This window comes from Curtobacterium sp. MCBD17_003 (assembly GCF_003234885.2).
GTDB lineage: Bacteria > Actinomycetota > Actinomycetes > Actinomycetales > Microbacteriaceae > Curtobacterium.
In genome coordinates this window covers 1,291,500-1,316,095 of the sequence record NZ_CP126275.1, presented here as the reverse complement: position 1 = coordinate 1,316,095, position 24,596 = coordinate 1,291,500, and the positions used below count along the sequence as shown (strand labels likewise).

The following is a 24,596-nucleotide window of genomic DNA, read 5'->3' as shown; positions in this document are numbered from 1 at the left end:
CGTCAGTTGGACCCGAAGCCCTGCGCCGACGCCGGCGCGGGCTGGAACCCGCTGGGCTGCTCGTTGCTCGCGCTGTCGAGTTCCTGCAGCTGGCCCTGGATGTAGTTCTTGAGCTGCGCGCGGTACTCACGCTCGAACGTGCGGAGCTCCTCGATGCGACCTTCGAGCTGCTTGCGCTCCTGCTCGTAGGTCGACACACGCTGCCGCTGCTGCTGCTCCGCGTCGGCGAGGATCTGGCGCTGCTGCGCCTCGGCCTCGGAGACGAGACGCGCGGCGGTGGCGTGACCCTCGGCGATGAGGGCGTCACGCTTCTCGACGCCCTCGCGGACGTGCTCCTCGTGCAGGCGACGGGCGAGCTGCAGGAGGCTCGAGGTGCCTTCGGTCTCGTCGTCGGTCGTGGTCGTCGTGGGGGCGGCGGCGGCGACGGGCGCCGGAGCGGGGGTCGGCTCCGGTGCGGCGGCGACGGGCGCCGGCTCCGGGGTCGGCTCGGGCTGCGGGGCCGGCGCGGGCGTCTCGGCGGCGCGGGCCTCGGCGGCGCTGAGGCGCTGGCGCAGCTCCTCGTTCTCCTGCCCGAGACGACGCAGTTCCACGACGACCTCGTCGAGGAAGTCGTCGACCTCGTCCTGGTCGTAGCCCTCGCGGAACTTCGTCGGCTGGAACCGCTTGTTGACTACGTCTTCCGGCGTCAAAGCCATTGCCGTCACCTCAATAGAACTGCTGATCGTGTGGAACCGAACGGTCACGACCGAACCTACCAGCCGTGACCTCCGGTGCGGATGCGCGCGTGACGCGCATCGGGTCCCGACCACCGTACACCGCCGGTCGGCCGCACCCCCTGCGGCGCCCGGTGTGGCGCGGGTCGGACGCGCGGTCAGGCGATGGCGAAGCGCTCCGTGACGCCCATCAGGATGATCACGAGGAGCATCACGATGCTCCACCCGAAGTCGAGCGCGACCGCACCCATGCGCATCGGCGGGAGCACCCGTCGGACGGCGCGGACCGGCGGGTCGGTGGCCCCGAACACGACCTCGGCGATGACGAGCACGGCACCCCGGGGCCGCCAGGACCGGTTGAAGGTCCGGAGCAGGTCGAGCACGAACCGCGCCCACATCATGAAGAAGTAGATCAGGAGCAGCAGGTGCAGGATGCTCGCGACGAGGGACACCATCGGGGCAGATCAACTCGTTCGGTCGGGGCGGGCACCGGGGCCGGTGTGGACCCGGCGGAGGACGCGCGGGGAGCGGTCCTCAGGACTGGGCGAAGAAGGACGCCTCGATGTCGGACTCTACCTCAGCGGGCTCGCCGCTCACCGCGACGTGCGCCGGCGACAGGAGGAACACCTTGCTCGTGACGCGCTCGATCTTGCCGTAGAGGCCGAGCGACAGGCCACTCGCGAAGTCGATCATGCGACGCGCGTCGCCCTCGGTCATCTGGGTGAGGTTGATGATCACGGGGATGCCGTCGCGGAAGCTCTCGGCGATGGACTGCGCGTCCTTGTACTCGCGGGGGTGGACGGTGAGGATCTCGTTCATTTCCTGGACCGGGGTCGCCTTCTGTGCGTGGGCGCGTCGGAGCGGGGTCACCTGCGCGCGCTGCTGGTTCTGGGTCGCGACGGACGCGACGGGTGACTGGGTGGGCGCGGGCGGAGCCGCCTGGACGGCGGGCTGGGTCGCGACCGCGGTCGGCTGGGAGGGCGCGGCCTGGGCGGCCGGCTCGTCGTACTCGACGTCCTCGTCGGCGAGGCCGAGGTACACCATCGTCTTGCGCAGCGGGTGGGCCATGGTTCCTCCGGGTGGTGGGTGCTCGTGCGTGTCCAGTGCGAGATTAACGAGGAGCCGGGCGGTTTCCGGTGATTGCCGTCCCGATCCGAAGGTGTGTCGCGCCCTCGAGCACGGCGTCGGGGTAGTCGCCGCTCATGCCGGCGGAGATCGCGGTCGCCGACGGCGCCACCGCACGCACGCGCTCGGAGATCGCGCGGAGCCGGGCGAACGCCCGACGGGGCTCCTCGTCGAGCGGAGCGACGGCCATGACGCCGCGCAGGCGGACGCCGCCGGATGCCAGCACCTGCTCGACGAGTGCGTCGACCTCGGACGGCTGAGCGCCACCGCGTGCGGGATCGATCGTCAGGTTCACCTGGACGAAGCCGTCGATCACCCGCGGGTGCGGCTCGCCCTCCGTCGGTGCGAGCGCGTCGACGACACTGGCCCGGTCGAGCGACTGCACGACGTCCGCGTAGCGACGGACCTGCCGCGCCTTCTTGCTCTGGAGCTGGCCCACGAAGTGCCAGCGCAGCGACAGGTCGGCGAGCTCGGCCGCCTTGGCCTGCGCCTCCTGGTGCCGGTTCTCCCCCACGTCGGTGACGCCGAGTGCGGCCAGGGACCGGACGAGTGCAGCCGGGTGGTACTTCGTGACGACGACGAGCGTCAGCTCGTCGACGCCGCGCCCCGCGGCTCGCGCGGCGTCGGCGATGCCGTTGCGGACGGAGCCGAGCCGTTCCTCCAGACCGGGTTCCCCGGACGGGAGGGGCGGCTCGGCCCCGTCCACCCGACTCACTTCAGGAAGTCGGGGACGTCGAGCTCGTCGTCGTCGTCGTCGAACGCCGGGTCGGCTGCGCGCTGCACGGGCGGCTCGTGCTCCTGCGTCGCCCAGGAGGCGACCGGAGCGGTCTCGTCGTGCGCGTGGCTCGCCGCGACCGGGGCGGTCGTGTCCGGGTCGACGTAGCTCGACCGGCGGTCCTTCTGCTGCTGCTGTCCGGACGGCTCCCCGCCGTCGAAGCCCGCGGCGATGACCGTGACCCGGACCTCGTCGCCGAGGGTGTCGTCGATGACCGCACCGAAGATGATGTTCGCCTCGGGGTGGACGGCCTCCTGCACCAGGCGGGCGGCGTCGTTGATCTCGAAGATGCCGAGGTTCGACCCACCCTGGATCGAGAGCAGCACGCCGTGCGCACCGTCGATCGAGGCCTCCAGGAGGGGCGACGCGACCGCGAGCTCGGCGGCCTTGATCGCACGGTCCGCGCCGCGTGAGGAACCGATGCCCATGAGTGCCGACCCGGCCCCCTGCATGACGCTCTTGACGTCGGCGAAGTCGAGGTTGATGAGCCCCGGGGTCGTGATGAGGTCGGTGATGCCCTGGACACCGGCCAGGAGCACCTGGTCGGCGGTCGCGAACGCCTCGACCATGCTGATACCGCGGTCGCTGATCTCGAGCAGGCGGTCGTTCGGCACGACGATGAGCGTGTCGACCTCGTCCTTGAGCGTGGCGACGCCGTTCTCGGCCTGCGCCTGACGGCGCTTGCCCTCGAACCCGAACGGCTTCGTGACGACACCGATGGTGAGCGCACCGATCGACTTCGCGATGCGCGCGACGACCGGCGCGCCGCCCGTCCCGGTGCCACCGCCCTCACCCGCGGTGACGAACACCATGTCGGCGCCGGCGAGGGCCTCCTCGATCTCCTCCGCGTGGTCCTCGGCGGCGCGACGGCCGACCTCCGGGTCGGCACCAGCACCGAGCCCACGGGTGATCTCGCGGCCGACGTCGAGCTTGACGTCGGCGTCGCTGAGCAGGAGCGCCTGGGCGTCCGTGTTGATCGCGATGAACTCGACACCGCGGAGACCCAGTTCGATCATGCGGTTGACGGCGTTCACGCCGCCGCCGCCGACGCCGACCACCTTGATGACGGCGAGGTAGTTGTGGTTCGTGGTCACGTTGGTCCGGCCTCCGGTAGTGCTCTCCGAGAGCAAGCCTCAACCTCTGGTTGAAGTTCAGGAATTTTGCTGGTATGGGTACTGCTGACGACGCTAGGGGTGCCCCTCGGAACGAGGGACGACGCCACGCCGCGTGTCGCAGGAGCGACCCGCGAATCGGCGTGTGCGCCCATCATCCCGCCGATCGCTGCTGCCGCACGATCCCGTTGTCGGGCGCCGAGACGTCGTACTCCACCTTGCCCGAGGGCGCCTGCGACGTCATCAGTGCCGCGAGGAGCCGGGCCTTCGCGGCGGAGTCGTCGGGACTCCCCCAGACGACCTTCGCACCGGAGCGCAGGGTGAGCGTCACGTCGTCCGAGGTGCTCGCGGTCACCTGCGTCACCGTCGAGCGCACCGAGGTGGGCAGCGCCAGCACGACCTCGGTCATCGACCGGAAGGCCGTGCTGCCGAGCTGGGACGGCTGCACCGCCGCGAGCGGCATCCCGGCGGGCTGTTTCGGGTCGGACTCGACGACGATGCCCGCGGGGTCGACGAGGTCGTACCCGGACCCGGTCTTCACCGCCACGATCGGCTCGCGTTCGGTCACCGTGATGACGAGCGTGTGCGGCGGAGCCTCCTCGGTCACGTAGCTCGCGATGAGCGGGAACCCGGCGAGCTGCCGCTTGATGGCACCGAAGTCGATCCGGGCGAGCGGCGTGCCGAGCTGGCCGTCCACCGCGTGGAGCACCTGCTGCCGGTCGACCCGGTCGGTGCCCCGCACCTCGATCGTCCGGAGCGCCATGAGCGGTGAGTACACGGCCACGACGACCGACAGCACGAGCACGAGCAGCACCGCGCCGGATGTGAGCCACGCTGCACGCCGGTGGCGGCTCCGCCGCGTGAACCGACGGACCTCCTGGCGCTCCACCAGACGACGACGGCGGCGGGCCGCGCGGGCCTCGCGAGCGGTCTCGGCGGCGCGGACGCCCGCGCCCAGCGGCCGCTCGTGGTCGACGTGCGGATCCTCGGCGGCCTCGGCGGCCTCGGCGGCCTCGGCGGCCCGTGCGGCACGCGCGGCGGCGCGCTCCTGCGCCACGGGGTCGACGAAGTCCTCGTCCGGGCTCAGAGCACGGAACCGGCCGGCCAGTGCGGTGATGCCCGCGCCGAGCCGCTGACCCGTCGCACCGGTCAGGAGGCTCCGCGCACCATCCGACGGCGCACGGCCCGGCGTCGCACCACCCGGTGTCGCACCACCCGGTGTCGCACCACCGCGAGCGCTCGCGTCCGTGTCCGACGCGGCACGGTCCTCACGCGGCGGCGCCGGACGCTCCGGGACGGGCAGCGAGCCCGGGTCGAACCCCTCGGGACGCTTCACCGTGCCGGGGCCTCCGCCGCGACTCGGCCGCCGTGCAGGTCGGCGAGCACCTGCGGGATGATCCGGTAGACGTCGCCACAGCTCAGCGTCATGACGATGTCGCCGTCCTCGGCGAGGTCGGCGGCACGGGCCGCCGCCTCGGACCAGTCCGGCAGGTAGTCGACGCGCGACTGGTCGGTGAACCGCTCCTGCACGAGCGCTCCGGTCACCCCGGGCTCCGGGTCCTCACGGGCGCCGTACACGTCGAGCACGACCGTGTGGTCCGCGAGCTCCTCGTAGACGCGGGCGAAGTCCCCGGCCATGAGCCGGGTGCGGGAGTACAGGTGCGGCTGGTGGATCGCGATGACGCGGCCCTCGCCGACGACGCTCCTCGCGGCGCGCAGTGCCACCGCCACCTCCGTCGGGTGGTGCGCGTAGTCGTCGTAGACGCGGACGCCGCGCTCGGTGCCGTGCAGTTCGAACCGCCGCTCCGTCCCCCCGAAGGCCTCGACGCCACGGACGGCGTCGGCCGCGTCGACCCCGAGGCCGACGAGCACGGCCACGGCCCCCGCCGCGTTGATCGCGTTGTGCCGCCCGGGTACCCGCAGCGCCAGGGGGTGCGCGACGCCCGCGACGTGGACCACGGCCTGCACGCCCGCGGTCTCGACGACATCGGTCACGCGGACGTCGGCGTCGTCGGCCTCACCGAACGTGACGATGGACGGTGCGTGCGCGGTCGCCCGGACATCGGCCGTGACGCGTCGCGCTCCGGCGTCGTCGCTCGAGATCACCACCCGCTCGGACGCGCGCGAGGCGAACGTCACGAACGCGTCGATGAACGCGTCCTCACTGCCGTAGTGGTCGAGGTGGTCGGCGTCGACGTTGGTGACGAGGGCGATCGCGGCGTCGTAGAGCAGGAACGAGCCGTCGGACTCGTCCGCCTCGACGACGAAGGTGTCACTCGCACCGCTGCCCGAGCTGACACCGAGGGACTGGATGACGCCGCCGTTGACGAAGTTCGGGTCGAGGCCGAGCTCCACCAGGGCCGTGACGATCATGCCGGTCGACGTCGTCTTGCCGTGCGCGCCCGCGACCGCGACGAGCCGCCGGCCCGCGATGAGCGCTGCGAGGGCCTGCGAGCGGTGCATGACCGGCAGACCGCGACGCCGGGCCTCCAGGAGTTCCGGGTTGTCGGGCCACAACGCACTCGTGACGACGACCGTGTCGGCGTCACCGACGTTCGCGGCGTCGTGGCCGATGCGGACGTCGGCACCGAGTTCGCGCATGCGTCCCGTCGTCGCGGACTCCCGGGAGTCCGACCCGGTGACCCGGTGCCCGGCGGCGAGGAACATCCGTGCGATGCCGCTCATGCCGGAACCGCCGATGCCGATGAAGTGCACGGTGCCGAAGTCGTCGGGGATCGGTTGCGACAGGTCGGGCTTGATGGTCATGGTTCCTCCGTCCGTCCCGCGTCGCGCCCTCGGAGCGCGTCGATCACGAGGTCCGTCATGCGATCGGCGCCGTCGCGGTGTCCGACGCTGCCCGCGCGCACCGCCATGTCCGCGATCCGCGCCCGGTCCTGGAGGATCCCGAGCAGGTCGAACGTCACCCACTCGGGCAGGAACGCCTCGTCCGCCACCAGGACCGCGCCGCCGGCCTCGACGACGTCGCGGGCGTTCAGCCGCTGCTCGCCGTTGCCGACAGGATACGGCACGAGCACGCTCGGCAGGCCGACGGCGGTGAGTTCGCAGACCATCCCCGCGCCCGATCGGGAGACCACGAAATCCGCGGCGGCCATGGCGAGGTCCATGCGGTCGCAGTACGGCAGGACGTGGTACCCCTCGAGCGACGAGGGGCCGATGTCGGACTTCGCGCCCACGATGTGCAGGATCTGCCAGCCCACCCCGAGCACGGCGGCCGCGGCGCGGTGGACGGTCTCGTTGATCCGTCGCGCGCCCGAGGAGCCGCCGGTCACGAGCAGCACCGGGCGCGCGGGGTCGAGACCGAACGCGGCCAGCCCCTCGGCGCGGGCGGCGCGTCGGTCGAGCGTCTCGATCTCGCGCCGGAGCGGCATGCCGACGAGGCGGGCGTGCGGGAGGCGCGTGTTCGAGAACGTGGTGCCGACGTGGTCGGTGAAGCGCGCGGCGAGGCGGTTGGCGAGCCCCGCACGGGCGTTCGCCTCGTGCACCACGAGCGGGACGCCCGTCCGCCGTGCGGCGATGTAGGCCGGCGCGGCGGCGTACCCGCCGACGCCGAACACGACGTCGATGCCGCGATCCCGGATCAGGGCCTCGGTGTGGGCCACGGTGCGCCGGAAGGCGCCCGGGAACCGGACAGCCGCCGCGTTCGGACGGCGCGGGAACGGCAGGCGCGGGATGGTCGCCAACTCGTAGCCGCGCAGGGGGACGAGCCGCGCCTCCAGGCCCTCGGCCGTGCCGAGCACGAGCACGTCGTCGTCCGGACGACGCTCGCGCAGCCGGTCGGCGACGGCGAGGAGCGGGTTGACGTGCCCCGCCGTGCCTCCGCCCGCGAAGAGGAAGCGGCTCACCGAGCACCCCGTCCGGGGTTCGCGACCCGGCCGGCACGCGCCGCCGCGGCCGCCGCGGATCGCTGCGCCGCGACGAGGTGCCCGTCCACGGGTACTGCGGTGTCGGCGTCCGGAGCGACGCGGGCGAAGGACAGGACGACGCCGATCGCGACGAGCGTCATGATGAGCGCCGAGCCACCCGCGGATATCAACGGCAACGGCACGCCGAGCACGGGCAGGAGGCCGAGCACCACGGCGATGTTGACGAGTGCCTGCCCGACGATCCACACCATCACCGCGCCGGTCACCGTCCGCACGAACGGGTCGCGGGAGGTCCGGATCACCTTGACGAACCCGATCGCGAGGACCACGAAGAGGACGAGCACGACGATCGCGCCGATGAGCCCGAGCTCCTCGCCGATGATCGCGAAGATGAAGTCGTTGTCCGCCTCGGGCAGCCACGACCACTTGAGCTTCGAGTTGCCGAGGCCGACACCGAACACACCGCCGGACGCGAGCGCCCACATGCCGTGCACGGGCTGCCAGCAGAGGTCCTGGTACTGGTTCGAGTTCGTGCAGCCCGACAGCCAGGCGCTGATCCGGGACGACCGCGAACTCGACGACATCGTGAGGAACGGGACGACCACCGCGATCGCGAGCACGCCCACCCCGAGGTGCCGCAGGCGGGCGCCGCCGATGAACAGCGCACCGAACACGAGCAGCATCATGATGATCGCGGTCCCGAGGTCCTTGCCGACGAGGACGAGCCCGATCGAGCCGAGCGCCGCGAGCCCCACGGGGATGAAGACCTCGCGCCAGTCGTCGAGCTTGTCCCGCTTGGCGTAGATGATCGCACCGATGCCGAGCGCGAGGGCGAGCTTGAGGATCTCGGACGGCTGCGCGGTGAAGGAGCCGATCCGGATCCAGTTCCGGTTGCCCTGGATCGAGTACCCGAGCGGTGTGAGCACGACGAGCGCCTGCACGACCAGGCCCGCGACGACGATCCGCATCGCCCACTTCCGCCAGAAGCGCACCGACAGCCGCGATGCGACGAGCATGAGCGGGACGCCGATCACGGCGTACATGCCCTGTCGCGTGAAGGCCCCGAAGAAGTCCTTCGTGGCCGCGTACTGCTCGACGCTCGACGAGGACAGGACCATGACCACGCCGAACACGACGAGGAACAGGGTCACCCCGAGGATCGTGTAGAACGCGCCCGTCTCGGCGACGAACAGCTGGCGGACCGCGACCACGGCCCCGTTCGCGCGTCGAGCGGCCGCACCGGCAGACCGGTCACCGCCCCCGGTCCGGGTCGTCCCCGTGCGGACGGTCGTCGGCGGGTTCGCCATCGGCGTCTCCTCCCAGGTGCTCGTGGACGGCCGCCGCGAATCGGCGCCCCCGGTCCGCGTAGGAGCCGAACTGGTCGAACGACGCGGCAGCCGGGGCGAGGAGGACCGTGTCGCCGGGTCGTGCGACCGCGGCGGCATGCCGGACCGCCTCGGGCATGACCTGCTCAGTGTCCGATGCGAGGACCTCGACGAGGGGCACATCGGGCGCGTGTCGTGCGAATGCCGCGAGCACCGGTGCGCGGTCCGTCCCGATCACGACGGCCGCACGCACCTCGGGTCCGAACCGGGCCACGAGGTCGTCGACGTCGACGCCCTTGAACAGGCCGCCGACGATCCACACCACGTCCTCGAAGGCCGCGAGGGACGCCGTTGCAGCGTGGGGGTTCGTCGCCTTGGAGTCGTCGACCCAGCGCACGCCGTCGGCGACCGCCACGAGCTCCGTGCGGTGGTGGTCGGGACGGAACCCCCGGACCGCCTGACGGATGTCGGCGGGCGTGACACCACCGGCGCGGGCGAGCGCCGCCGCCGCGAGCACGTTCATCGTCATGTGCGGCGACGCGAGGCCGGCGAGCTCGAGGTCCGCCTGCGCGGCCAGTTCGAGCGCGGCGTTCCGCCGGTCGTCGAGGAACGCACGGTCGCACAGCACGTCCTCGACCACCCCGACGTCGCCCGGCGCCGGGACGCCCGCGGTGAACCCGACGGCACGGCACCCCTCGACGACGTCGGCGTCCTCGACCATGCGCCGCGTGGCCTCGTCGACGACGTTGTAGACGCACGCGACGACGGTGTTCGCGTAGACCTTCGCCTTGGCGTCCCGGTAGGCCGCGGCGGATCCGTGCCACTCGAGGTGGTCGTCGGCGAGGTTGAGGCACGTGGACGCGAGGGGCACGACGGCGCCCGGTCCGGTCGTCGGCATGCTGTGCAGCTGGTGGCTCGAGAGCTCGACGACCAGCACGTCGTACCCGTCCGGGTCGCGGACGACGTCGAGCACGGGGACGCCGATGTTGCCGCAGGCCGCGGCACGCCAGCCCCCGGCCGCGTACATCGCCTGGGTGAGCTGCGTCGTGGTCGTCTTGCCGTTCGTCCCGGTGATGAGCACCCACGGCGCGGGTCCGCTCGGACGCACCACCTTGTCGCGGACGCGCCAGGCGAGTTCGATGTCGCCCCAGACCGTGCTGTGCTCGACGGCCCAGGCGAGCGTCGGGTTCGACGGCGGCAACCCGGGCGACGCGACGACGAGGTCCGGGGCGGCGACGACGAGCTCGTCCGGCACGGTCGCCAGGGAGGTCCGCACGAACCGGGCGCCGATCACACCGAGCAGCTCGACGCGGTCCTCCGGGGCGTCCTCGGACCACACGGTGACCTCGCTGCCGAGTTCGACGAGGGTGTCGGCGACCGAGAACCCGGTGGCACCGAGCCCGAGCACCGCCACGCGGAGCCCACGCCATCCGGTGGCGTGCCAGCTGGTCAGACCGTCGAGCCGGGAGGCCCGGGTGGGTCCTGTCATGCGTTGGCTCTCGTGATCCACTCGAGGTAGAACAGCCCGACGCCGGCGGCGACACAGAGTCCGGCGATGATCCAGAACCGCACCACGACCGTGACCTCGGCCCAGCCCTTGAGCTCGAAGTGGTGGTGCAGCGGACTCATCAGGAAGATGCGCTTGCCGTGGGTGATCTTGAAGTAGGCCCGCTGCAGGATGACCGAGCCGGTGACGATGAAGAACAGGCCGCCGATGAGGACGAGCAGCAGCTCCGTCCGGCTGAGGATCGCGAGCGCGGCGAGGGCGCCCCCGAGGCCGAGCGAGCCCGTGTCACCGAGGAAGATCTGCGCCGGCGACGTGTTGTACCAGAGGAACCCGATGAGCCCGCCGCAGATCGACGCGGCCACGACCGCCAGGTCGAGCGGGTTCGTCACCCGGTAACACGCGTGCACGACGCTGTCGTCGAGTCGCGCTCCGCCGCACTCCTGGTTGTACTGCCAGAAGCCGATGAAGATGTAGGACGCGATCGCGAGGATGCTCGACCCGGTCGCCAGCCCGTCCAGCCCGTCGGCGACGTTGACACCGTTGGACGTGGACACCGTGAGGAACACGATCCACGCGAGGTAGAGCACGGTCCCGATGACGGTGCCGAGGGCCATGAAGTCGAGCCACGGGATGTCCCGTACGGCCGAGATCATCTTGGACGCCGGGTACTGCCCGTGCGCGTTCGGCACGACGAGGGCGACCGTCGCGAAGATCACGCCCACGATGACCTGCCCCAGCACCTTCGCCCAGCCGCCGAGCCCGAGGCTCCGCTGCCGACGCACCTTGAGGAAGTCGTCCACGAACCCGACCACGCCGAGCCCCACCATGAGGAACAGCACGAGCATCCCGGACAGGGTCACGGTGTCGCGGCCGGCGAGGTGCCCCACGAAGTACCCGATGACGGACCCGAGGATCAGGACGATCCCGCCCATGGTGGCCGTCCCGCGCTTGGTGTGGTGGGACTGCGGACCGTCGTCGCGGATGAACTGCCCCCACCCGAGTCGGTGGAAGAGCTTGATGAACAGCGGGGTGAGCAGCAACGTGAACACGAGCGACACCGCCGCGGCGATGAGCAGTGCGATCATGCCGGAACACCTCCGATGCGGTCACCGAGGTGTCGGAGACCGGCGGACTTCGAGGACTTGACCAGGACGACGTCGCCGGGGCGGAGCATGTCCTGCAGGGTACGGACGGCGTCCTCGGCGTCCTCGACGTAGACCGACTCGCCGTCCCACGATCCCTCGAGGGAGGCGGCCTGGTGGATGGGGAGCGCTCCGGGCCCGACGACCAGGAGCTGCCCGATGCCGAGGCGGACGACGAGCCGTCCGACGCGGTCGTGCTCCTCGACGGAGTACTCGCCGAGCTCGGCCATCTCGCCGAGCACCGCGACGGTGCGCTCGCCCGGACGGGCGATCTGCGCGAGCGTCCGGAGCGCGGCGGCCATCGAGTCCGGCGAGGCGTTGTACGCGTCGTTCACGACCGTGACGCCCTCCGGGCCGCCGTGGAGGAGCTCCATCCGCCACCGCTCGGCGCGCGTCATCGTGGCGAGCGCCTCGGCACCGTCGGCGAGCGGGACACCCCACTCGGCGGCGACCGCGAGCGCGGCCGTGGCGTTCATGGCGTGGTGCTCGCCGAGGATGGCGAGGCGGACGCTGACGGTCTCCTCGGCCTGGGTCGGGCCTCCCGGCACCGCCGACGCGTCCGTGCTCCGACGGGTCAGCGTGAACGCGGTGCCGTGCCGGTCGCTCGTCAGGTCCCCGATGCGGTACGCGGCGTCCGGGGAGGTGCCGAAGCCGACGACCCGCGCGGCTGTCAGCGCGCGCATCGAGGCAACGCGGTCGTCGTCGATGTTGAGCACGGCGGTCGCGGTCGACGGCAGGTCGGTCACCATCTCGGACTTCGCGCGCTGGGTCGCCTCGATCCCGCCGAACTCGCCCGCGTGCGCGAGTCCGACCTTGAGGACGACCCCGACGTCCGGCTCGGCGATGCGGACGAGCTTCGCGATGTGCCCGACACCGCTCGCGCCCATCTCGACGACGAGGAACCGCGTGTCGTGCGTGAGTCGCAGCATCGAGATCGGCGCGCCGACGTGGTTGTTGAACGAGCCCTCGGGTGCGACGGTCTCGCCGTGCCGGGACAGGATCGTGCGCAGCATGTTCTTGGTGCTCGTCTTGCCGTTCGAGCCGGTGATGCCCACCACCCGCAGGCGGCCGCCGGCGCGGACCCGGGCGACGACCTCGTGCGCGAGCGCGGCCAACGCGGCGTAGCCGTCCGCGACGACGATCTGGGCGACGTCGGCGTCCGGCCGGCCCGCCACCTCGGTCGCCGTGACGCGCTCGGTGATCACGAGCGCCGCCCCCGCCGACACCGCTGCGGGGACGAACAGGTGGCCGTCGGTCGTCTCGCCGGCGAGGGCGAAGAACACCGACCCGGACCCGACGAGCCGGGAGTCCGTCTCAACGGAGCCCTCGATGACCCGCTCGGGCGCGCCGGCGACGAGTTCGCCGCCCACCGCCGCGGCGACCTCGGCGAGGGTGAGCGCGATCACCGGCGGGCCTCCCCCGGGGTCCAGCCGGCCTCACGGAGGGCGGCGCGTGCTTCGTCACGGGCGGAGTACTCCGTCCGGACCCCGCGGATGTCGCGGTAGTCCTGGTGTCCCGGTCCCGCCCAGAGGATCGAGTCGCCCTCGCCGGCGAGCGACACGGCGTGCCGGATGGCGGCCTCGGGCGGCGTGACCTCGTACAGCTCGTGGTCCGGGTAGGCCTCGCGTGCGGCGTCGACGAGCGTCTTGCGGATCGACGCCGGGTCCTCGAATCGCGGGTGGTGGTCGGTGACGACGAGCACGTCGCTGCCCGCCGCGGCCACACGGGCCATGTCCGCCCGCTTCGTCGTGTCCCGGTCGCCGTCCGCGCCGAAGAGCATGATCACCTTGCCGGGCGTGAACTGCCGGACCGCGGCGAGGGTGTTGAGGAAGGCGTCGGGGCTGTGCCCGAAGTCGACGTAGACGCTGGGTCCCTCGTCTCCGGAGACCCGCTCGGTGCGGCCGGGGAGGTACGCGTCGATACCGCTCGTGCCGTCCTCGTGGCGGAGGGCCTGCTCGATGGCGCCGAGCTCGAACCCGCCTTCGACCAGCATGACGATCGCCAGTGCAGCGTTCGCGGCCATGTGCCACCCGATGAGCGGGACGCGGGTGGTCAACGACCGGCCCTCGGGGCCGGTGAGCCGGAACTCGGTGTACGCGGCAGCGGCCTCGGTGATCTCCACGCGCCACTCGGCCTCGACCTCGGGTCGGACCGTGATCGTCGTGACCGGGATCCGGGACTCGGCGACCACGCGCGCCCCCCACTCCGAGTCGAGCGAGACGACGCCCCGACGCCCGTGTTCGGGTTGGAACAGGGGCAGCTTCGCCTGGAAGTACTCCTCCATGTCGGCGTAGTCGTCGAGGTGGTCGTGGCTGAGGTTCGTGAACGCGACGACGTCGAACACGATGCCGTCGACCCGGTGTCGGCTGAGGGCCTGGGCGCTCACCTCGACGGCGACCGCGCGCACCTCGCTCTCACGCATCCGGGCGAGGAGCGCGTGCATCTCGCTCGCCTCCGGCGTCGTGAGGCGGCTCGTCACGCTGAGCTGCCCGATGTGCCGCTCCGCGGTCGAGCTGAGTCCCGTGACGAGCCCGAGCTGCCCGAGGACCGCCTCGAGCAGGTAGGCGGTGCTCGTCTTGCCGTTCGTGCCGGTCACGGCGAAGAGCTGCGGCAGGTCCTCGGCGTCCTGCGTCGTGCGGTACACCCACGCGGACACGTCTCCGAGCGCCGCGCGCGGGTCCTCGACGACGATCACGGGGAGACCGCTCGGTGCCGCCAGGGCCACCCCGGCGTCGTCCGTCATCACCGCGACGGCACCACGCTCGGCAGCGTCAGCCGCGAACTCGGCCCCGTGACGGTGCGCTCCGTGGACGCCGACGAAGACGTCCCCGGGCTGCACCTCGGCGGCGCTGAGGGTCACGCCGGTGACCTCGATGCCGTCCGTCGAACCGACGACGCGCAGGCCGAACGCGTTGACGAGTTCGGCGAGCGGGCGTGCGGCCGGGTGTTCGGGACGGAGGACCGGAGGGATCCGAGCGGACACGTGCTCCTTCTTCCTCACCACGTGGACGGGTAGGTCTTCTCCGCCGTCGTGGAGGGGGTGACGCGGTACTTCTCGAGCACCTGGGACATGAGGGTGTGGAACGCCGGAGCGGCGGAGCTGGAGAACCGATGTCCCGGCCCCGGCTTCGTGAACGTCACCGTGACAACATACTGGGGGTCCTCGGCAGGTGCCATTCCGGCCACCGAGATGATGCGGTCGCTGCCGTACCCGCCACCGTTCGCCACGGCGACCTCGGCGGTCCCGGTCTTGGCGGCCACGTTGTAGCCCGAGATGGGCTGCATGCCGGCGAGCGTGCCCGCGTGGTCGGTCAGGGTGCTCTGCAGCATCTGCACGACCTGGTCGGCCGCCGAGGTGGACACCACGCGCGTCGGCGTGACGTCGGGCTTGTCGGTGACGGTGCCGTCGGCCTGCTCGCACCCCGAGACGAAGTGCAGCGGGATCCGCTCCCCGCCGTTCGCGAGCGTCTGGTAGATGCTCGCGACCTGCAGCGCGGTGGTCGAGATCCCCTGGCCGAACATCGAGTTCATGTTCGTCTGCGGGTCCCACGAGGGTGACGCGGCGTCGGGCCAGGTCGGCTGCCCCGGGAAGGCGATCCCGGACTGCGACTCGAACAGGCCGAACTTGCGCATGTAGTCGTACCGCTGCTGGGCGCTGAGCACCTGCCCCGCCTCGGTGATGCCGACGTTCGACGACTGGGCGAGGATCCCGGTCAGGGTCAGGTTCTCGGTGCCGTGGTACTCGGCGTCCGAGATCTTGCCGCCCCACGGGAAGGTCCGCGAGTACGGGACCGACTCCGGGGTGAGCGGCGTCGCCTTGCCGGTGTCGAGGAGGGCCGCCGCGATCGCCGCCTTGATCGTCGACCCCGGCTCGTAGGTCGCGGTGAGCGCCCGCGAGCCGAACGACCCGGTGTCCTTCGTCGCGTCCACGTCGTTCGGGTCGACGCTCGGCCAGTCCGCGATCGCGCGGATCTCCCCGGTTCCGACCTGGACGACCGTCGCGGTGGCCGACTGCGCTCCGAGGGCCTGCGCCTGCTGGGCGATGTCCTGCTGCGCCATGTACTGCAGGTCCTCGTCGATGGTCGTCTCGACGGTCCCGCCGTTCTTCGCCTGCTTCGTCGTGACCGTGCTGCCCGGCAACTGGACGCCGTCCTCGCCGCGCTCGTAGGTCTCGGACCCGTTCGTCGCCGCGAGGCACTTGTCGTACGCCAGCTCGAGCCCCGCCTGCGCCCCGTCCGTGCCCATGAACCCGGTGAGGTTGCCGGCGGCGGCCCCGTTCGGGTAGGTCCGCGATGCTTGCTTCTCGGGGTAGATCCAGGGGATGCCGAGCGCTTCGACCGCGCGGTAGTGCCCGACGTCCAACCCCTTGACGAGGTAGGCGAAGTCGGAGTTCGGGGCGGCCGCGATGGCGCGCTTCATGGTGGGGACGTCGCCACCGGACGCCGTCGCGAGCGCCTGGAGCGCCTGCGCGATCGAGACGTGCTTGATCCGGGTCCCGCCGAGCTTGCCCTGGAACGCGTCGACGATGCGGGGCGCCGTCGTGATGTTGTAGCGCGTGACGCTGTCCGCCAGGGGCGTGCCGTCGCGGTCGACGATCGACCCGCGGGTGCCGTACAGCGTCACCGGGATGCTCCGCTTGGCGACGGAGGCCTTGTCGAGCTCGGCCGCCTGCACGACCTGGATGTCGACGAGGCGGACGACGAACACCGCGACGAGTGCCATGATCGCCACCATCACGACGCTGTAGCGGATGCGTCGGTTCTGGAGGGTCTTCCTCACACTGCGTCCTTCCGGACCGAGGGCGACGGTCAGCGCGTCTGGGGCGCCTGGAGCTCGGCCGCGTCCGACGATACGGACGAGTCCGAGGAACCCTGGCCCGACGCGCTGGCGCCGCTGCTCTTCCCAGCATCGGAGCCCGACGCACCGGTCGCCGAGCCGGTCGTGGTGGTGTGGGTCGTCGGCTGCTCCGCGCTCGTGGCCGTGTCCCCGTGCTTCGCGACGACCGCGGTGCCGTCGAGCAACGCGTTCGGCACCTGGTTCGTCGTGGTGGCCGCGGTCGAGTCGGTCGCCGCTGCCGGCGTCGGCGTGCCGTACACCACGCCCGTCTTCGGGTCGAGGTACACGGGCGACGAGTTCGCGATCATCCCGAGCGCCTGGGCGTTCCGAGCGAGGTTCTGCGGCGAACGGAGGACGGACAGCTGCTCGTCGAGCTGCTGCTGCGACCGGCTCAGGTCCGTCTGCGTCGACTGCAACGCGTCGAGCTGGTAGGCGCCCTTGCTCAGGACCATGCTGATCCCGAGCTGCGCGAGCAGGAGCGCCGCGAGTGCGGCGACCGCCACGAAGGCGGCGACGATCCGCGGTCGTGCCCGACGCTGCGCGCGGGTCGCCGTGACCTCGACGAGTTCTGGGCGGGCACGGCGGTGGTCGGGGCGGGGCTCGGCCGCGATGCCGGCCGCGAGGGCGAGGTTCGTGGTCATGTCACTTCCGGATTCGCTCGGCCGCGCGGAGTCGCACGGGGGTGGCTCGGGGATTGGCGGCGCGTTCGGCCTCGTCGGCCAGCTCGGCGCCCTTGACGACGGCGGTGAAGGTCGGGCGGTGCTCGGGCAGCTCGACCGGGAGGCCCGCGGGTGCGCTCGACCGCGTCCGCTCGGCGAGCGCGCGCTTGACGATGCGGTCCTCGAGCGACTGGTAGGCCTCGACGACGATCCGGCCGCCGACGCGCAGGGCGTCGAGCGCGGCCGGGATCGCGCGCTCGAGCACCGCGAGCTCCTGGTTGACCTCGATCCGGAGGGCCTGGAACACCCGTTTCGCGGGGTGGCCCTGCCGCTGCACCGCGACCGGGGTGGCGGCGGTGAGCACCTCGACCAGGTCCGCCGACCGCTCGAACGGGCGCTCGGTCCGGCGCGCGACGATGGCCCGGGCGTACCGCGCCGCCAGTTTCTCCTCGCCGTACACCGTGAAGATCCGGCGGAGCGCGCGCTCGTCGTACTCGGCCAGGACGTCGGCGGCGGTGGGGCCGGCGGTGCGGTCCATGCGCATGTCGAGCGGCGCGTCCTTGCTGTAGGCGAAGCCGCGCTCCGCCCGGTCGAGCTGCAGGGACGAGACGCCGAGGTCGAACAGCACGCCGTCGACGGCGTCGATCCCGACGGACGCGACGGCCGCGGGCAGCTCGTCGTACACGGTGTGCACGAGGTGGACACGGTCACCGAAGGGCGCGAGGCGCTCCCCCGCGATCCCGAGGGCGTCCGTGTCGCGGTCGAGGCCGACGAGGGTGAGCTCCGGGAAGCGCGCGAGCAGTGCGGCCGAGTGACCGCCCATGCCGAGCGTGGCGTCCACGAGGACCTTGCCGGACCCCTCGAGCGTCGGCGTGAAGAGCTCGACGATGCGCTCGAGGAGGACCGGTGTGTGCGGGAAGGTCCCGCCGTCGGATGCTGTCATGTCGCCCCCGCTTCCTGGACCGTGGATCCGGATCCCCATCCATCCCGACCTGACACCGGGGAAGGTGTGTCAGGGCGCATGGCTGGGAGTCCGGGTCCGCGGGTCAGAAGACGCCCGGGATCACCTCCTCGTCGTTCTCGGCGAAGTCGGCCTCGCTCGCGGCGTAGTAGGCCTCCCACGCGGGGGTGGACCAGATCTCGGCTCGGTCACCCGCGCCGATCACGGTCAGGTCGCGCTCGAGGCCCGCGTACTCGCGGAGGTTCTGGGGGATGGTCACGCGGTTCTGCTTGTCGGGCTGTTCCGCGCTCGCCCCGGAGAGGAACAGGCGCATGTAGTCGCGAGTGCGCTTGTTCGTCATCGGTGCCTGCCGGATGCGGTCGTGCAGCGCGGCGAACTCCTGCTGGCTGAAGACCACGACGCACCGTTCTTGTCCGCGCGTCATGACGATGCCGTCGGACAGCTCGTCACGGAACTTGGCGGGGAGGATGACGCGCCCTTTCTCGTCGAGCTTCGGAGCGTACGTACCGAGCAGCACGCCCGACCCCCTCTGCTCCAACGACCACCTAGTTCCTCCACTTTACTCCACCACCCACCACCCAGCAACGGAACGGCGCCCCGGGAAGGCCCCCGAGCCCCCGTTCTGGGGGCGAGAAGGCGGCGTCGCGGCGGGCCGGAGCGCTGCGGAACGCCCGCACGCATGCGGATCCGGCGCCGTTCCTCCCGGTCGGAGCGGGGGTGGAGGGAAGTGGGGGGATCGTGTGGAGCGGAGTGGAGGAGGGGGTGGAGGGCCGCGGTGTGTCGTCGGACCATCGACGGCTGCCGCCCGGGAACGCGACAGCGGGGCCGACCCGAAGGTCGACCCCGCTGTGGTGGTGCAGGTGGACGGGAGCGGCTACTGCTCCTGGTTGCGCTTGTCCCAGCGCTCGTTCATGCGGTCCATGAACGAACCGCCGGCGCCGCCCTTGGCGGTCGGACGGCCGGCCGGCCGGCCGGCACGCGAGCCGACACCGGGACGCAGTGCGAAGAGGACGCCCACGAGCATGAGCACGAAGCCGACCACGCCGATCACGGGCTGCCGGAGCGCGAGGCCCAGCACGACGACGCCGACCCCGACGAGTGCCCCGAGGACACCGAGCGTGATCGAGGTGTAGGTCGGCCGCCCCTGCCGCTTGGTGACGCGGGCCACGAAGTCGGAGTCGTTCTGGTAGAGGCTGCGCTCCATCTCCTCGAGGAGTCGCTGCTCTTGCTCCGAGAGTGGCATCTCAAGTCCCTCATCCCTGGGATCGACGCTGGTTCAGTGGGCCGATTCTATGCCTCAGCCACCCACTAAGGTAAGGAGGGTGGCTGAGAGTACGCGGTTAGTGGATCTCGTCTCGGATCGCATCGAACGCGCGCTCACGGAGCAGCGCACGCGGCTCGCGGCGATCAGTCCCGACCTCGCGCCGTTCAGCGACTTCTCGCGCGATCTGCTCGCCGGCGGCAAGCGGTTCCGTGCCCTCTTCTGCTACTGGGGCTGGCAGTCCGTCGCCGGCCGGTCGGGCTCGTTCGACCCGCTCGCCGCGGGATCCCGTCAGACCACCGCGGAGGCCGTCGTCACCGCGGCCGCGGCCCTCGAGGTGTTCCACGCGGCGGCCCTCGTGCACGACGACATCATGGACCGCTCGGACACGCGGCGCGGCCGCCCCGCAGCCCACCGTCGCTTCGAGCGCCTGCACGCAGAGCACGGATGGATCGGCGACAGCGCCGCGTACGGCACGAACAGTGCGCTGCTCATGGGCGACCTCCTGCTCTCGCTGTCCGACAGCGTGTTCGACGAAGCCCTGGCCCTGCTCGAGCCCGGCCGTGCGCGCCTGGTCCGTCAGGAGTTCCACGCGATGCGACTCGACGTCACCGCGGGGCAGTACCTCGACATCCACGAGGAGACCGCGTGGCCGACCGTCGACGAGGCCGACCTGCTCGTCCGCGCCCAGCGGGTGATCGTGTTCAAGTCGGCGAAGTACTCGGTCGAGGCGCCGCTCGCCATCGGCGGACTCATCGCCGGCGCGGACGACCGCCAGCTCGAGGGGTTGCGGGCCTTCGGCCTCCCCCTGGGCGTCGCGTACCAGCTGCGCGACGACCTGCTCGGCGTGTTCGGCGACCCCGAGGTCACGGGCAAGCCCGCCGGTGACGACCTGCGCGAGGGCAAGCGGACGGTGCTCATCGCGACCGCACGGAAGGCCCTGCCCACGGGCGCCCGGCAGCTCGTCGACGAGTTGCTCGGCGATCCCGAGCTCGACGAGGACCAGATCACGATGCTCCGGGCGACCCTCACCGAGTCCGGCGCCGTCGCCGCCGTCGAGCGGTCGATCGAGCGGCACGTCGCCCGGGCGAAGGCCGCGCTCGCGGCGGCGCCGCTCACGCCGTCGGCGCGGGAGCAGCTCGTCGCCCTGGCGGACACGGTCGCCCAGCGCGTCGCCTGAGGACCACCCCGACTCGGCGACTGGTCGCGGCTCGACGACCCGCTGCGCCTCGGCGACCCGCTGCGCCGCGACGACCCGCTGCGCCGCGACGACCCGCCGCACCTCGCCGCGCCTCGCCGACCATCGCGGCCGGTCAGAGCAGGGACTGCGCGACCCGACGCACCTCGGCCTTGCGTCCGGCCCGGAGCGCTGCGATGGGCGGGACACCGATCGACTCCTCGGTCGTGAGCATCCAGCGCACGGCCTCGTCGTCGCTGAAGCCGTTGTCGCCGAGCACGATGAGCGTGCCGCGGAGCTCCGGCAACGGCTCCGCGCCGTCGAGGAACTCGACCGGGACACGGAGCACACCGTCGACCCGCGCGGGGAGCAGGGTGCGCTGCTCGAACAGCCGGTGGACCCGGCCCGGGCTCACACCGAGCAGCTCCACGAGGTCGGGCACGGTCAGCCAGCGCTCGGACAGGGCATCGTCCGTCAGTGCGTCAGTCACGCTGCCATGGTGCCAGAATCCCCCGCGGTCCTCGAACGGGGGCGAGGGGCACGTGAGTCACACCAGTCACATGCGTCTCGTTGATTGACTCGCGTGACGATCCGTGCAACGGTGGTGCGGACCTTGCCGCGGCGCGACGGAGCACCCGCGGCGTGGCACCCGGCCGAAGCAGCACGGCACCCCCGCCGCGGCCCCCGAGGAGAGTGATCACCGTGGACACCGACGACGCCGCCGCACGGCGCCCGCGCGCAGCCCGATTCGCGACGATGCCGATCGTCCTCGCCGGCACGATCGCCGTCGCCGCCGGCCTGACCGGACCGGTGGCCGCCGGACACCTGGACCAGCGCCATCGCCCCGAGGAGAAGCACGAGGGTGACCACACGCGCCGCGCCGCGCCCGACCGCGTCGAGACCGACCACCCGGTGTTCGGCACGGCGGTCGCCACCTCGACCCCGACGGTCACGACCGTCGCCGCCATCACCGAGGCGCCGGCCTCGTACACCGTGGTCCAGGGCGACACGGTCAGCGCGATCGCGGCCCGGTACGGGCTCTCGCCGCGCGACGTCCTCAGCGCGAACGGCCTGAGCTGGAACGCGATCATCCACCCGGGGCAGACCCTGACGCTGCGGTCGGGGTCGACCGCAACCGGCCGGACCGGCGGGACCTCGACCTACCACGTGGTGTCGGGCGACACGGCGACCGGCATCGCGGCGCGGCTCGGTGTCTCCACGAACGCGCTGCTCGCCGCCAACCAGTTGTCGGCCAGCAGTGTCATCTACCCGGGGCAGACGCTCCGGGTGCCGTCGGCGACGACCACCTCGACGGTCGCCGTGACGACGAACGCCGGGACGAGCACCGCGGCACCGGCGGTCAGCAGGGCGACGACCGTGCACATCCACGCCGGTGACACCCTGGCCACGATCGCGTCGGCGCACGCCGTCTCGGTCGCCGACCTGCTCGCCGCGAACGGCCTGACCTACACGAGCACGATCTACGCCGGGAGCACCCTCGTCGTGCCGGCGTCGAGCGGTGTCGGCCTGACGAACGAGATGCGGGCCAACGCCGAGACCATCGTCCGCGTCGGCCGCGCCCTGGGGGTTCCCGAGCGGGGCCTCGTCGTCGCGCTCGCGGCCGCGATGCAGGAGTCCGGGCTCCGCGACCTCGACCACGGGGACCGCGATTCGATCGGACTGTTCCAGCAGCGGCCGAGCCAGGGCTGGGGATCCGCGTCCGAGCTCATGGACCCGACGTACGCGGCGAGGCTGTTCTTCGGCGGTCCGCACAACCCGAACGCCGGCACGACGGCCGGTCTCCTCGACGTCCCCGGCTGGCAGTCGATGTCGGTCACGGACGCGGCCCAGGCCGTGCAGAACTCGGCGTACCCGAAGGCGTACGGCCAGTGGGAGAAGCCCGCGACCGCGTGGCTCGCCACCCTCTGACACCGGATCCGGCCGCCAGGTCGGAGGCGGGACCGGTCGTCCGTGAGCACCGCCTCCTCCTCCAGATCGAGATTGCATCACGGTCGGTGCGTCAGCGGCGGTGGTCCGACGCCCGATTCGTAGAATGCCGACCGTGACCATGAACGCCGCGACGGATCCGATGATCGGTCGGATGATCGACCAGCGGTACCGCGTCCGGTCGCGCATCGCCCGCGGTGGCATGGCCACCGTGTACCTCGCCACGGACGTCCGTCTGGAGCGCCGCGTCGCGATCAAGATCATGCACGGTCACCTGGCGGACGACGCCGCGTTCCGCGGACGCTTCATCCAGGAGGCCCGGTCCGCCGCCCGTCTGTCCCACCCGAACGTCGTGGGCGTGTTCGACCAGGGGCAGGAGACCGACTGCACCTACATCGTCATGGAGTACATCCCGGGCATCACGCTCCGTGACCTCCTGCAGGAGCACCGGGCGCTCACGAGCGACCAGGCGCTCGACATCCTCCGCGCCGTCCTCGCCGGGCTCGCGTCCGCGCACCGGGCGGGCATCGTGCACCGTGACCTCAAGCCCGAGAACGTCCTCCTCGCGGACGACGGCCGGATCAAGCTCGGCGACTTCGGCCTCGCGCGCGCCGCGACGGCGAACACCGCCACCGGTGCGGCCTTGCTCGGGACCATCGCCTACCTCTCCCCCGAACTCGTCACGCGCGGAGTGGCGGACACCCGGAGCGACATCTACGCCGTCGGCATCATGCTGTACGAGATGCTCACGGGCGAGCAGCCGTACAAGGGCGACCAGCCGATGCAGATCGCGTACCAGCACGCGAACGACACGGTCCCGGCCCCGAGCGCGAGCAACCCGGCGGTGCCGCCCGAACTCGACGACGTCGTCCGCTGGGCCACCGCCCGCGACCCCGATGAACGACCGCGCGACGCCCGCGCGATGCTCGACGGCCTCGCGGGCATCGACGAGCGGATGAGCGGTCCTCGCGCGACGTCCGTGCTCCACCCCGCCGGCACCACCACCGTCCTGCCGCTCGACGCCGCGCCCGCGGACACCACGATGCTCGGTCCGCGTGGTCCGCTCGCTCCCCCCCGGAGCCCGATCGGTCCGCAGCGCACGACGACGTCGGCGCCCCGGTTCCCGCCGACGGCGAGCGACTCGGTCGACATCGCTCTCGCTCCCGCCGCGGGACGCCTCGCGCACACGACCGCCCGGCGCCGTCGCCGCGGGTGGGTCCTCCTCGCCGTCGTGGTCGTGGTGGCACTCGTCGTCGGGGTCGTCGCGTGGTGGTTCGGACCCGGGCCCGGCGGCAACGTGCGCGTGCCGGAGGTCGCCGGCAAGAGCGTCTCCCAGGCACGCCGCCTGATCGAGGAGCGGGGACTGCACGCCGCGTCGAGCACCGGTGCGCGCCCCGACGCGGTCGTCCACGCGGGCGCCGTCTCGGCGACCGCGCCGGACGCCCGGCGCATCGTGACCCGCGGGACGACCATCCGGATCCTCGTCTCGTCCGGGCCCCGTCCCATCGTGCTGCCCGCGATCGTCGGACAGCCGGTCGCGACCGTGCGGAGCGAACTCGCCCCGCATTTCACACTCGAGCAGCTGCGCTACCGGTTCGACGGATCCGCTGCCGCGGGCACCGTCCTCGCCGCGACCGGCACGACCGAGGCCGGCGACGACGTCGACCTGACCACCGTGCACCAGTACGGCGAGCGGATGCCCGTCCGCCTCACGGTGTCGCTCGGCGCCGTGCCGGACGTCGTCGGCAAGTCGAGCGACGCGGCCACCGCCGCGCTCGAGGCGGTCGGGCTCGACGCCGGCCAGGCGCCCGGCCAGTACAGCGACGACGTCCCCACCGGCGACGTCATCAAGGCGATCCTCCCGGCCGACCCCGTGGTCAAGGGTTCCACGGTGCAGCTCGTGGTGTCGAAGGGCCCCGTCCCGATCACGCTCCCCGACGTCCGGAAGAAGCCGATCGACCAGGCCGCGTCGACCCTCCAGGCCCTCGGCCTGCACGTGTCCTACCCGGACTGCACGAACGTGCTGTGCTCGTTCTACGACTGGAAGTCGTCGCTGCCGGTGTCCGCGACCGACCCGGCCCCCGGCTCCACCGTGCACAAGGGCGACACGATCACGCTCGACTACGAGCAGTGACCGGTGCGCGCCGTCCGGTCCTCGGCTGACGCGACCGG

Annotated in this window: 22 protein-coding genes; 3 read left to right on the top strand and 19 right to left on the bottom strand. The window is 72.0% G+C overall.

Features of this window, described 5'->3' with window-relative positions; genetic code table 11:
* Window positions 1-2 precede the first annotated feature (2 nt).
* The 18 genes from DEI88_RS06345 to DEI88_RS06260 all read right to left on the bottom strand — a co-directional run bounded on the left by DEI88_RS06345 (window position 3) and on the right by DEI88_RS06260 (window position 19,282).
* On the bottom strand, window positions 3-695 hold the full coding sequence (locus DEI88_RS06345) for a DivIVA domain-containing protein (RefSeq protein WP_111008641.1): 693 nt from the start codon (window positions 693-695) through the stop codon (window positions 3-5).
* Between the two features lie 176 nt (window positions 696-871).
* Window positions 872-1,168, bottom strand: coding sequence for a YggT family protein (locus DEI88_RS06340; RefSeq protein WP_111008640.1), 297 nt, complete (start codon window positions 1,166-1,168; stop codon window positions 872-874).
* A 79-nt stretch (window positions 1,169-1,247) separates the two neighbouring features.
* Window positions 1,248-1,781 carry a cell division protein SepF gene (locus DEI88_RS06335; protein ID WP_111008639.1) on the bottom strand — a complete coding sequence of 178 codons (534 nt, stop codon included), beginning with the start codon at window positions 1,779-1,781 and terminating at the stop codon, window positions 1,248-1,250.
* Window positions 1,782-1,824: 43 nt separating this feature from the next.
* Entirely contained in the window at window positions 1,825-2,553 is a 729-nt protein-coding gene (locus tag DEI88_RS06330) for a YggS family pyridoxal phosphate-dependent enzyme (protein WP_258374977.1), read from the bottom strand.
* Entirely contained in the window at window positions 2,550-3,707 is a 1,158-nt protein-coding gene (gene ftsZ, locus DEI88_RS06325; RefSeq protein WP_111071708.1) for a cell division protein FtsZ, read from the bottom strand. Before ftsZ ends, DEI88_RS06330 begins: the two co-directional genes overlap by 4 nt.
* 172 nt (window positions 3,708-3,879) lie before the next feature.
* Window positions 3,880-5,061, bottom strand: a complete 1,182-nt coding sequence (locus DEI88_RS06320) for a cell division protein FtsQ/DivIB (RefSeq protein ID WP_111071707.1) — start codon at window positions 5,059-5,061, stop codon at window positions 3,880-3,882.
* Window positions 5,058-6,491, bottom strand: a complete 1,434-nt coding sequence (gene murC, locus DEI88_RS06315) for a UDP-N-acetylmuramate--L-alanine ligase (protein WP_111071706.1) — start codon at window positions 6,489-6,491, stop codon at window positions 5,058-5,060. Before murC ends, DEI88_RS06320 begins: the two co-directional genes overlap by 4 nt.
* Window positions 6,488-7,588 carry a UDP-N-acetylglucosamine--N-acetylmuramyl-(pentapeptide) pyrophosphoryl-undecaprenol N-acetylglucosamine transferase gene (locus tag DEI88_RS06310; protein ID WP_111071705.1) on the bottom strand — a complete coding sequence of 367 codons (1,101 nt, stop codon included), beginning with the start codon at window positions 7,586-7,588 and terminating at the stop codon, window positions 6,488-6,490. Before DEI88_RS06310 ends, murC begins: the two co-directional genes overlap by 4 nt.
* Complete coding sequence (gene ftsW, locus DEI88_RS06305; protein WP_111008633.1) at window positions 7,585-8,916, bottom strand: putative lipid II flippase FtsW; 1,332 nt, start codon at window positions 8,914-8,916, stop codon at window positions 7,585-7,587. The genes DEI88_RS06310 and ftsW overlap by 4 nt, the downstream gene beginning before the upstream one ends.
* Window positions 8,861-10,423, bottom strand: coding sequence for a UDP-N-acetylmuramoyl-L-alanine--D-glutamate ligase (murD, locus tag DEI88_RS06300; RefSeq protein WP_111012628.1), 1,563 nt, complete (start codon window positions 10,421-10,423; stop codon window positions 8,861-8,863). The genes ftsW and murD overlap by 56 nt, the downstream gene beginning before the upstream one ends.
* A complete protein-coding gene (mraY, locus tag DEI88_RS06295) occupies window positions 10,420-11,526 on the bottom strand; it encodes a phospho-N-acetylmuramoyl-pentapeptide-transferase (protein ID WP_111008631.1) in 1,107 nt (368 codons plus the stop codon). Before mraY ends, murD begins: the two co-directional genes overlap by 4 nt.
* Window positions 11,523-12,989, bottom strand: a complete 1,467-nt coding sequence (locus DEI88_RS06290; protein WP_111036775.1) for a UDP-N-acetylmuramoyl-tripeptide--D-alanyl-D-alanine ligase — start codon at window positions 12,987-12,989, stop codon at window positions 11,523-11,525. Before DEI88_RS06290 ends, mraY begins: the two co-directional genes overlap by 4 nt.
* A complete protein-coding gene (locus DEI88_RS06285; protein ID WP_111071767.1) occupies window positions 12,986-14,566 on the bottom strand; it encodes a Mur ligase family protein in 1,581 nt (526 codons plus the stop codon). Before DEI88_RS06285 ends, DEI88_RS06290 begins: the two co-directional genes overlap by 4 nt.
* 14 nt (window positions 14,567-14,580) lie before the next feature.
* Window positions 14,581-16,362 carry a peptidoglycan D,D-transpeptidase FtsI family protein gene (locus DEI88_RS06280; RefSeq protein ID WP_258370075.1) on the bottom strand — a complete coding sequence of 594 codons (1,782 nt, stop codon included), beginning with the start codon at window positions 16,360-16,362 and terminating at the stop codon, window positions 14,581-14,583.
* A 29-nt stretch (window positions 16,363-16,391) separates the two neighbouring features.
* Window positions 16,392-17,060, bottom strand: coding sequence for a cell division protein FtsL (gene ftsL, locus DEI88_RS06275; protein ID WP_111036776.1), 669 nt, complete (start codon window positions 17,058-17,060; stop codon window positions 16,392-16,394).
* A gap of 1 nt (window position 17,061) precedes the next feature.
* Entirely contained in the window at window positions 17,062-18,021 is a 960-nt protein-coding gene (gene rsmH, locus DEI88_RS06270) for a 16S rRNA (cytosine(1402)-N(4))-methyltransferase RsmH (protein ID WP_111008628.1), read from the bottom strand.
* A 103-nt stretch (window positions 18,022-18,124) separates the two neighbouring features.
* On the bottom strand, window positions 18,125-18,556 hold the full coding sequence (mraZ, locus tag DEI88_RS06265) for a division/cell wall cluster transcriptional repressor MraZ (RefSeq protein ID WP_111008627.1): 432 nt from the start codon (window positions 18,554-18,556) through the stop codon (window positions 18,125-18,127).
* 357 nt (window positions 18,557-18,913) lie between these two features.
* On the bottom strand, window positions 18,914-19,282 hold the full coding sequence (locus tag DEI88_RS06260) for an SCO2097 family morphological protein (protein ID WP_111071704.1): 369 nt from the start codon (window positions 19,280-19,282) through the stop codon (window positions 18,914-18,916).
* A 79-nt stretch (window positions 19,283-19,361) separates the two neighbouring features.
* Between DEI88_RS06260 and DEI88_RS06255 the strand changes: the two genes are divergently transcribed.
* Complete coding sequence (locus DEI88_RS06255; RefSeq protein ID WP_111008625.1) at window positions 19,362-20,480, top strand: polyprenyl synthetase family protein; 1,119 nt, start codon at window positions 19,362-19,364, stop codon at window positions 20,478-20,480.
* A gap of 133 nt (window positions 20,481-20,613) precedes the next feature.
* Here the strand turns inward: DEI88_RS06255 and DEI88_RS06250 are convergent, their stop codons facing one another.
* Window positions 20,614-20,967, bottom strand: a complete 354-nt coding sequence (locus DEI88_RS06250) for an Rv2175c family DNA-binding protein (protein WP_258368399.1) — start codon at window positions 20,965-20,967, stop codon at window positions 20,614-20,616.
* Window positions 20,968-21,179: 212 nt separating this feature from the next.
* Between DEI88_RS06250 and DEI88_RS06245 the strand changes: the two genes are divergently transcribed.
* Both DEI88_RS06245 and pknB read left to right on the top strand, forming a co-directional pair.
* Window positions 21,180-22,406: a LysM peptidoglycan-binding domain-containing protein gene (locus DEI88_RS06245; RefSeq protein ID WP_146246041.1), complete on the top strand. Its 1,227-nt coding sequence runs from the start codon at window positions 21,180-21,182 to the stop codon at window positions 22,404-22,406.
* A gap of 139 nt (window positions 22,407-22,545) precedes the next feature.
* Window positions 22,546-24,558: a Stk1 family PASTA domain-containing Ser/Thr kinase gene (gene pknB / locus DEI88_RS06240; RefSeq protein ID WP_258374983.1), complete on the top strand. Its 2,013-nt coding sequence runs from the start codon at window positions 22,546-22,548 to the stop codon at window positions 24,556-24,558.
* Window positions 24,559-24,596 lie beyond the last annotated feature (38 nt).

Bases quoted from the DNA above. Each gene is read 5' to 3' on its own strand.
- DEI88_RS06260 (WP_111071704.1), bottom strand. From the start codon at position 19,282: ATGCCACTCTCGGAGCAAGAGCAGCGACTCCTCGAGGAGATGGAGCGC.
- ftsL (WP_111036776.1), bottom strand. From the start codon at position 17,060: ATGACCACGAACCTCGCCCTCGCGGCCGGCATCGCGGCCGAGCCCCGC.
- murD (WP_111012628.1), bottom strand. From the start codon at position 10,423: ATGACAGGACCCACCCGGGCCTCCCGGCTCGACGGTCTGACCAGCTGG.
- DEI88_RS06345 (WP_111008641.1), bottom strand. From the start codon at position 695: ATGGCTTTGACGCCGGAAGACGTAGTCAACAAGCGGTTCCAGCCGACG.
- ftsW (WP_111008633.1), bottom strand. From the start codon at position 8,916: ATGGCGAACCCGCCGACGACCGTCCGCACGGGGACGACCCGGACCGGG.
- pknB (WP_258374983.1), top strand. From the start codon at position 22,546: ATGAACGCCGCGACGGATCCGATGATCGGTCGGATGATCGACCAGCGG.
- DEI88_RS06335 (WP_111008639.1), bottom strand. From the start codon at position 1,781: ATGGCCCACCCGCTGCGCAAGACGATGGTGTACCTCGGCCTCGCCGAC.
- DEI88_RS06340 (WP_111008640.1), bottom strand. From the start codon at position 1,168: ATGGTGTCCCTCGTCGCGAGCATCCTGCACCTGCTGCTCCTGATCTAC.
- mraY (WP_111008631.1), bottom strand. From the start codon at position 11,526: ATGATCGCACTGCTCATCGCCGCGGCGGTGTCGCTCGTGTTCACGTTG.
- rsmH (WP_111008628.1), bottom strand. From the start codon at position 18,021: ATGACAGCATCCGACGGCGGGACCTTCCCGCACACACCGGTCCTCCTC.
- murC (WP_111071706.1), bottom strand. From the start codon at position 6,491: ATGACCATCAAGCCCGACCTGTCGCAACCGATCCCCGACGACTTCGGC.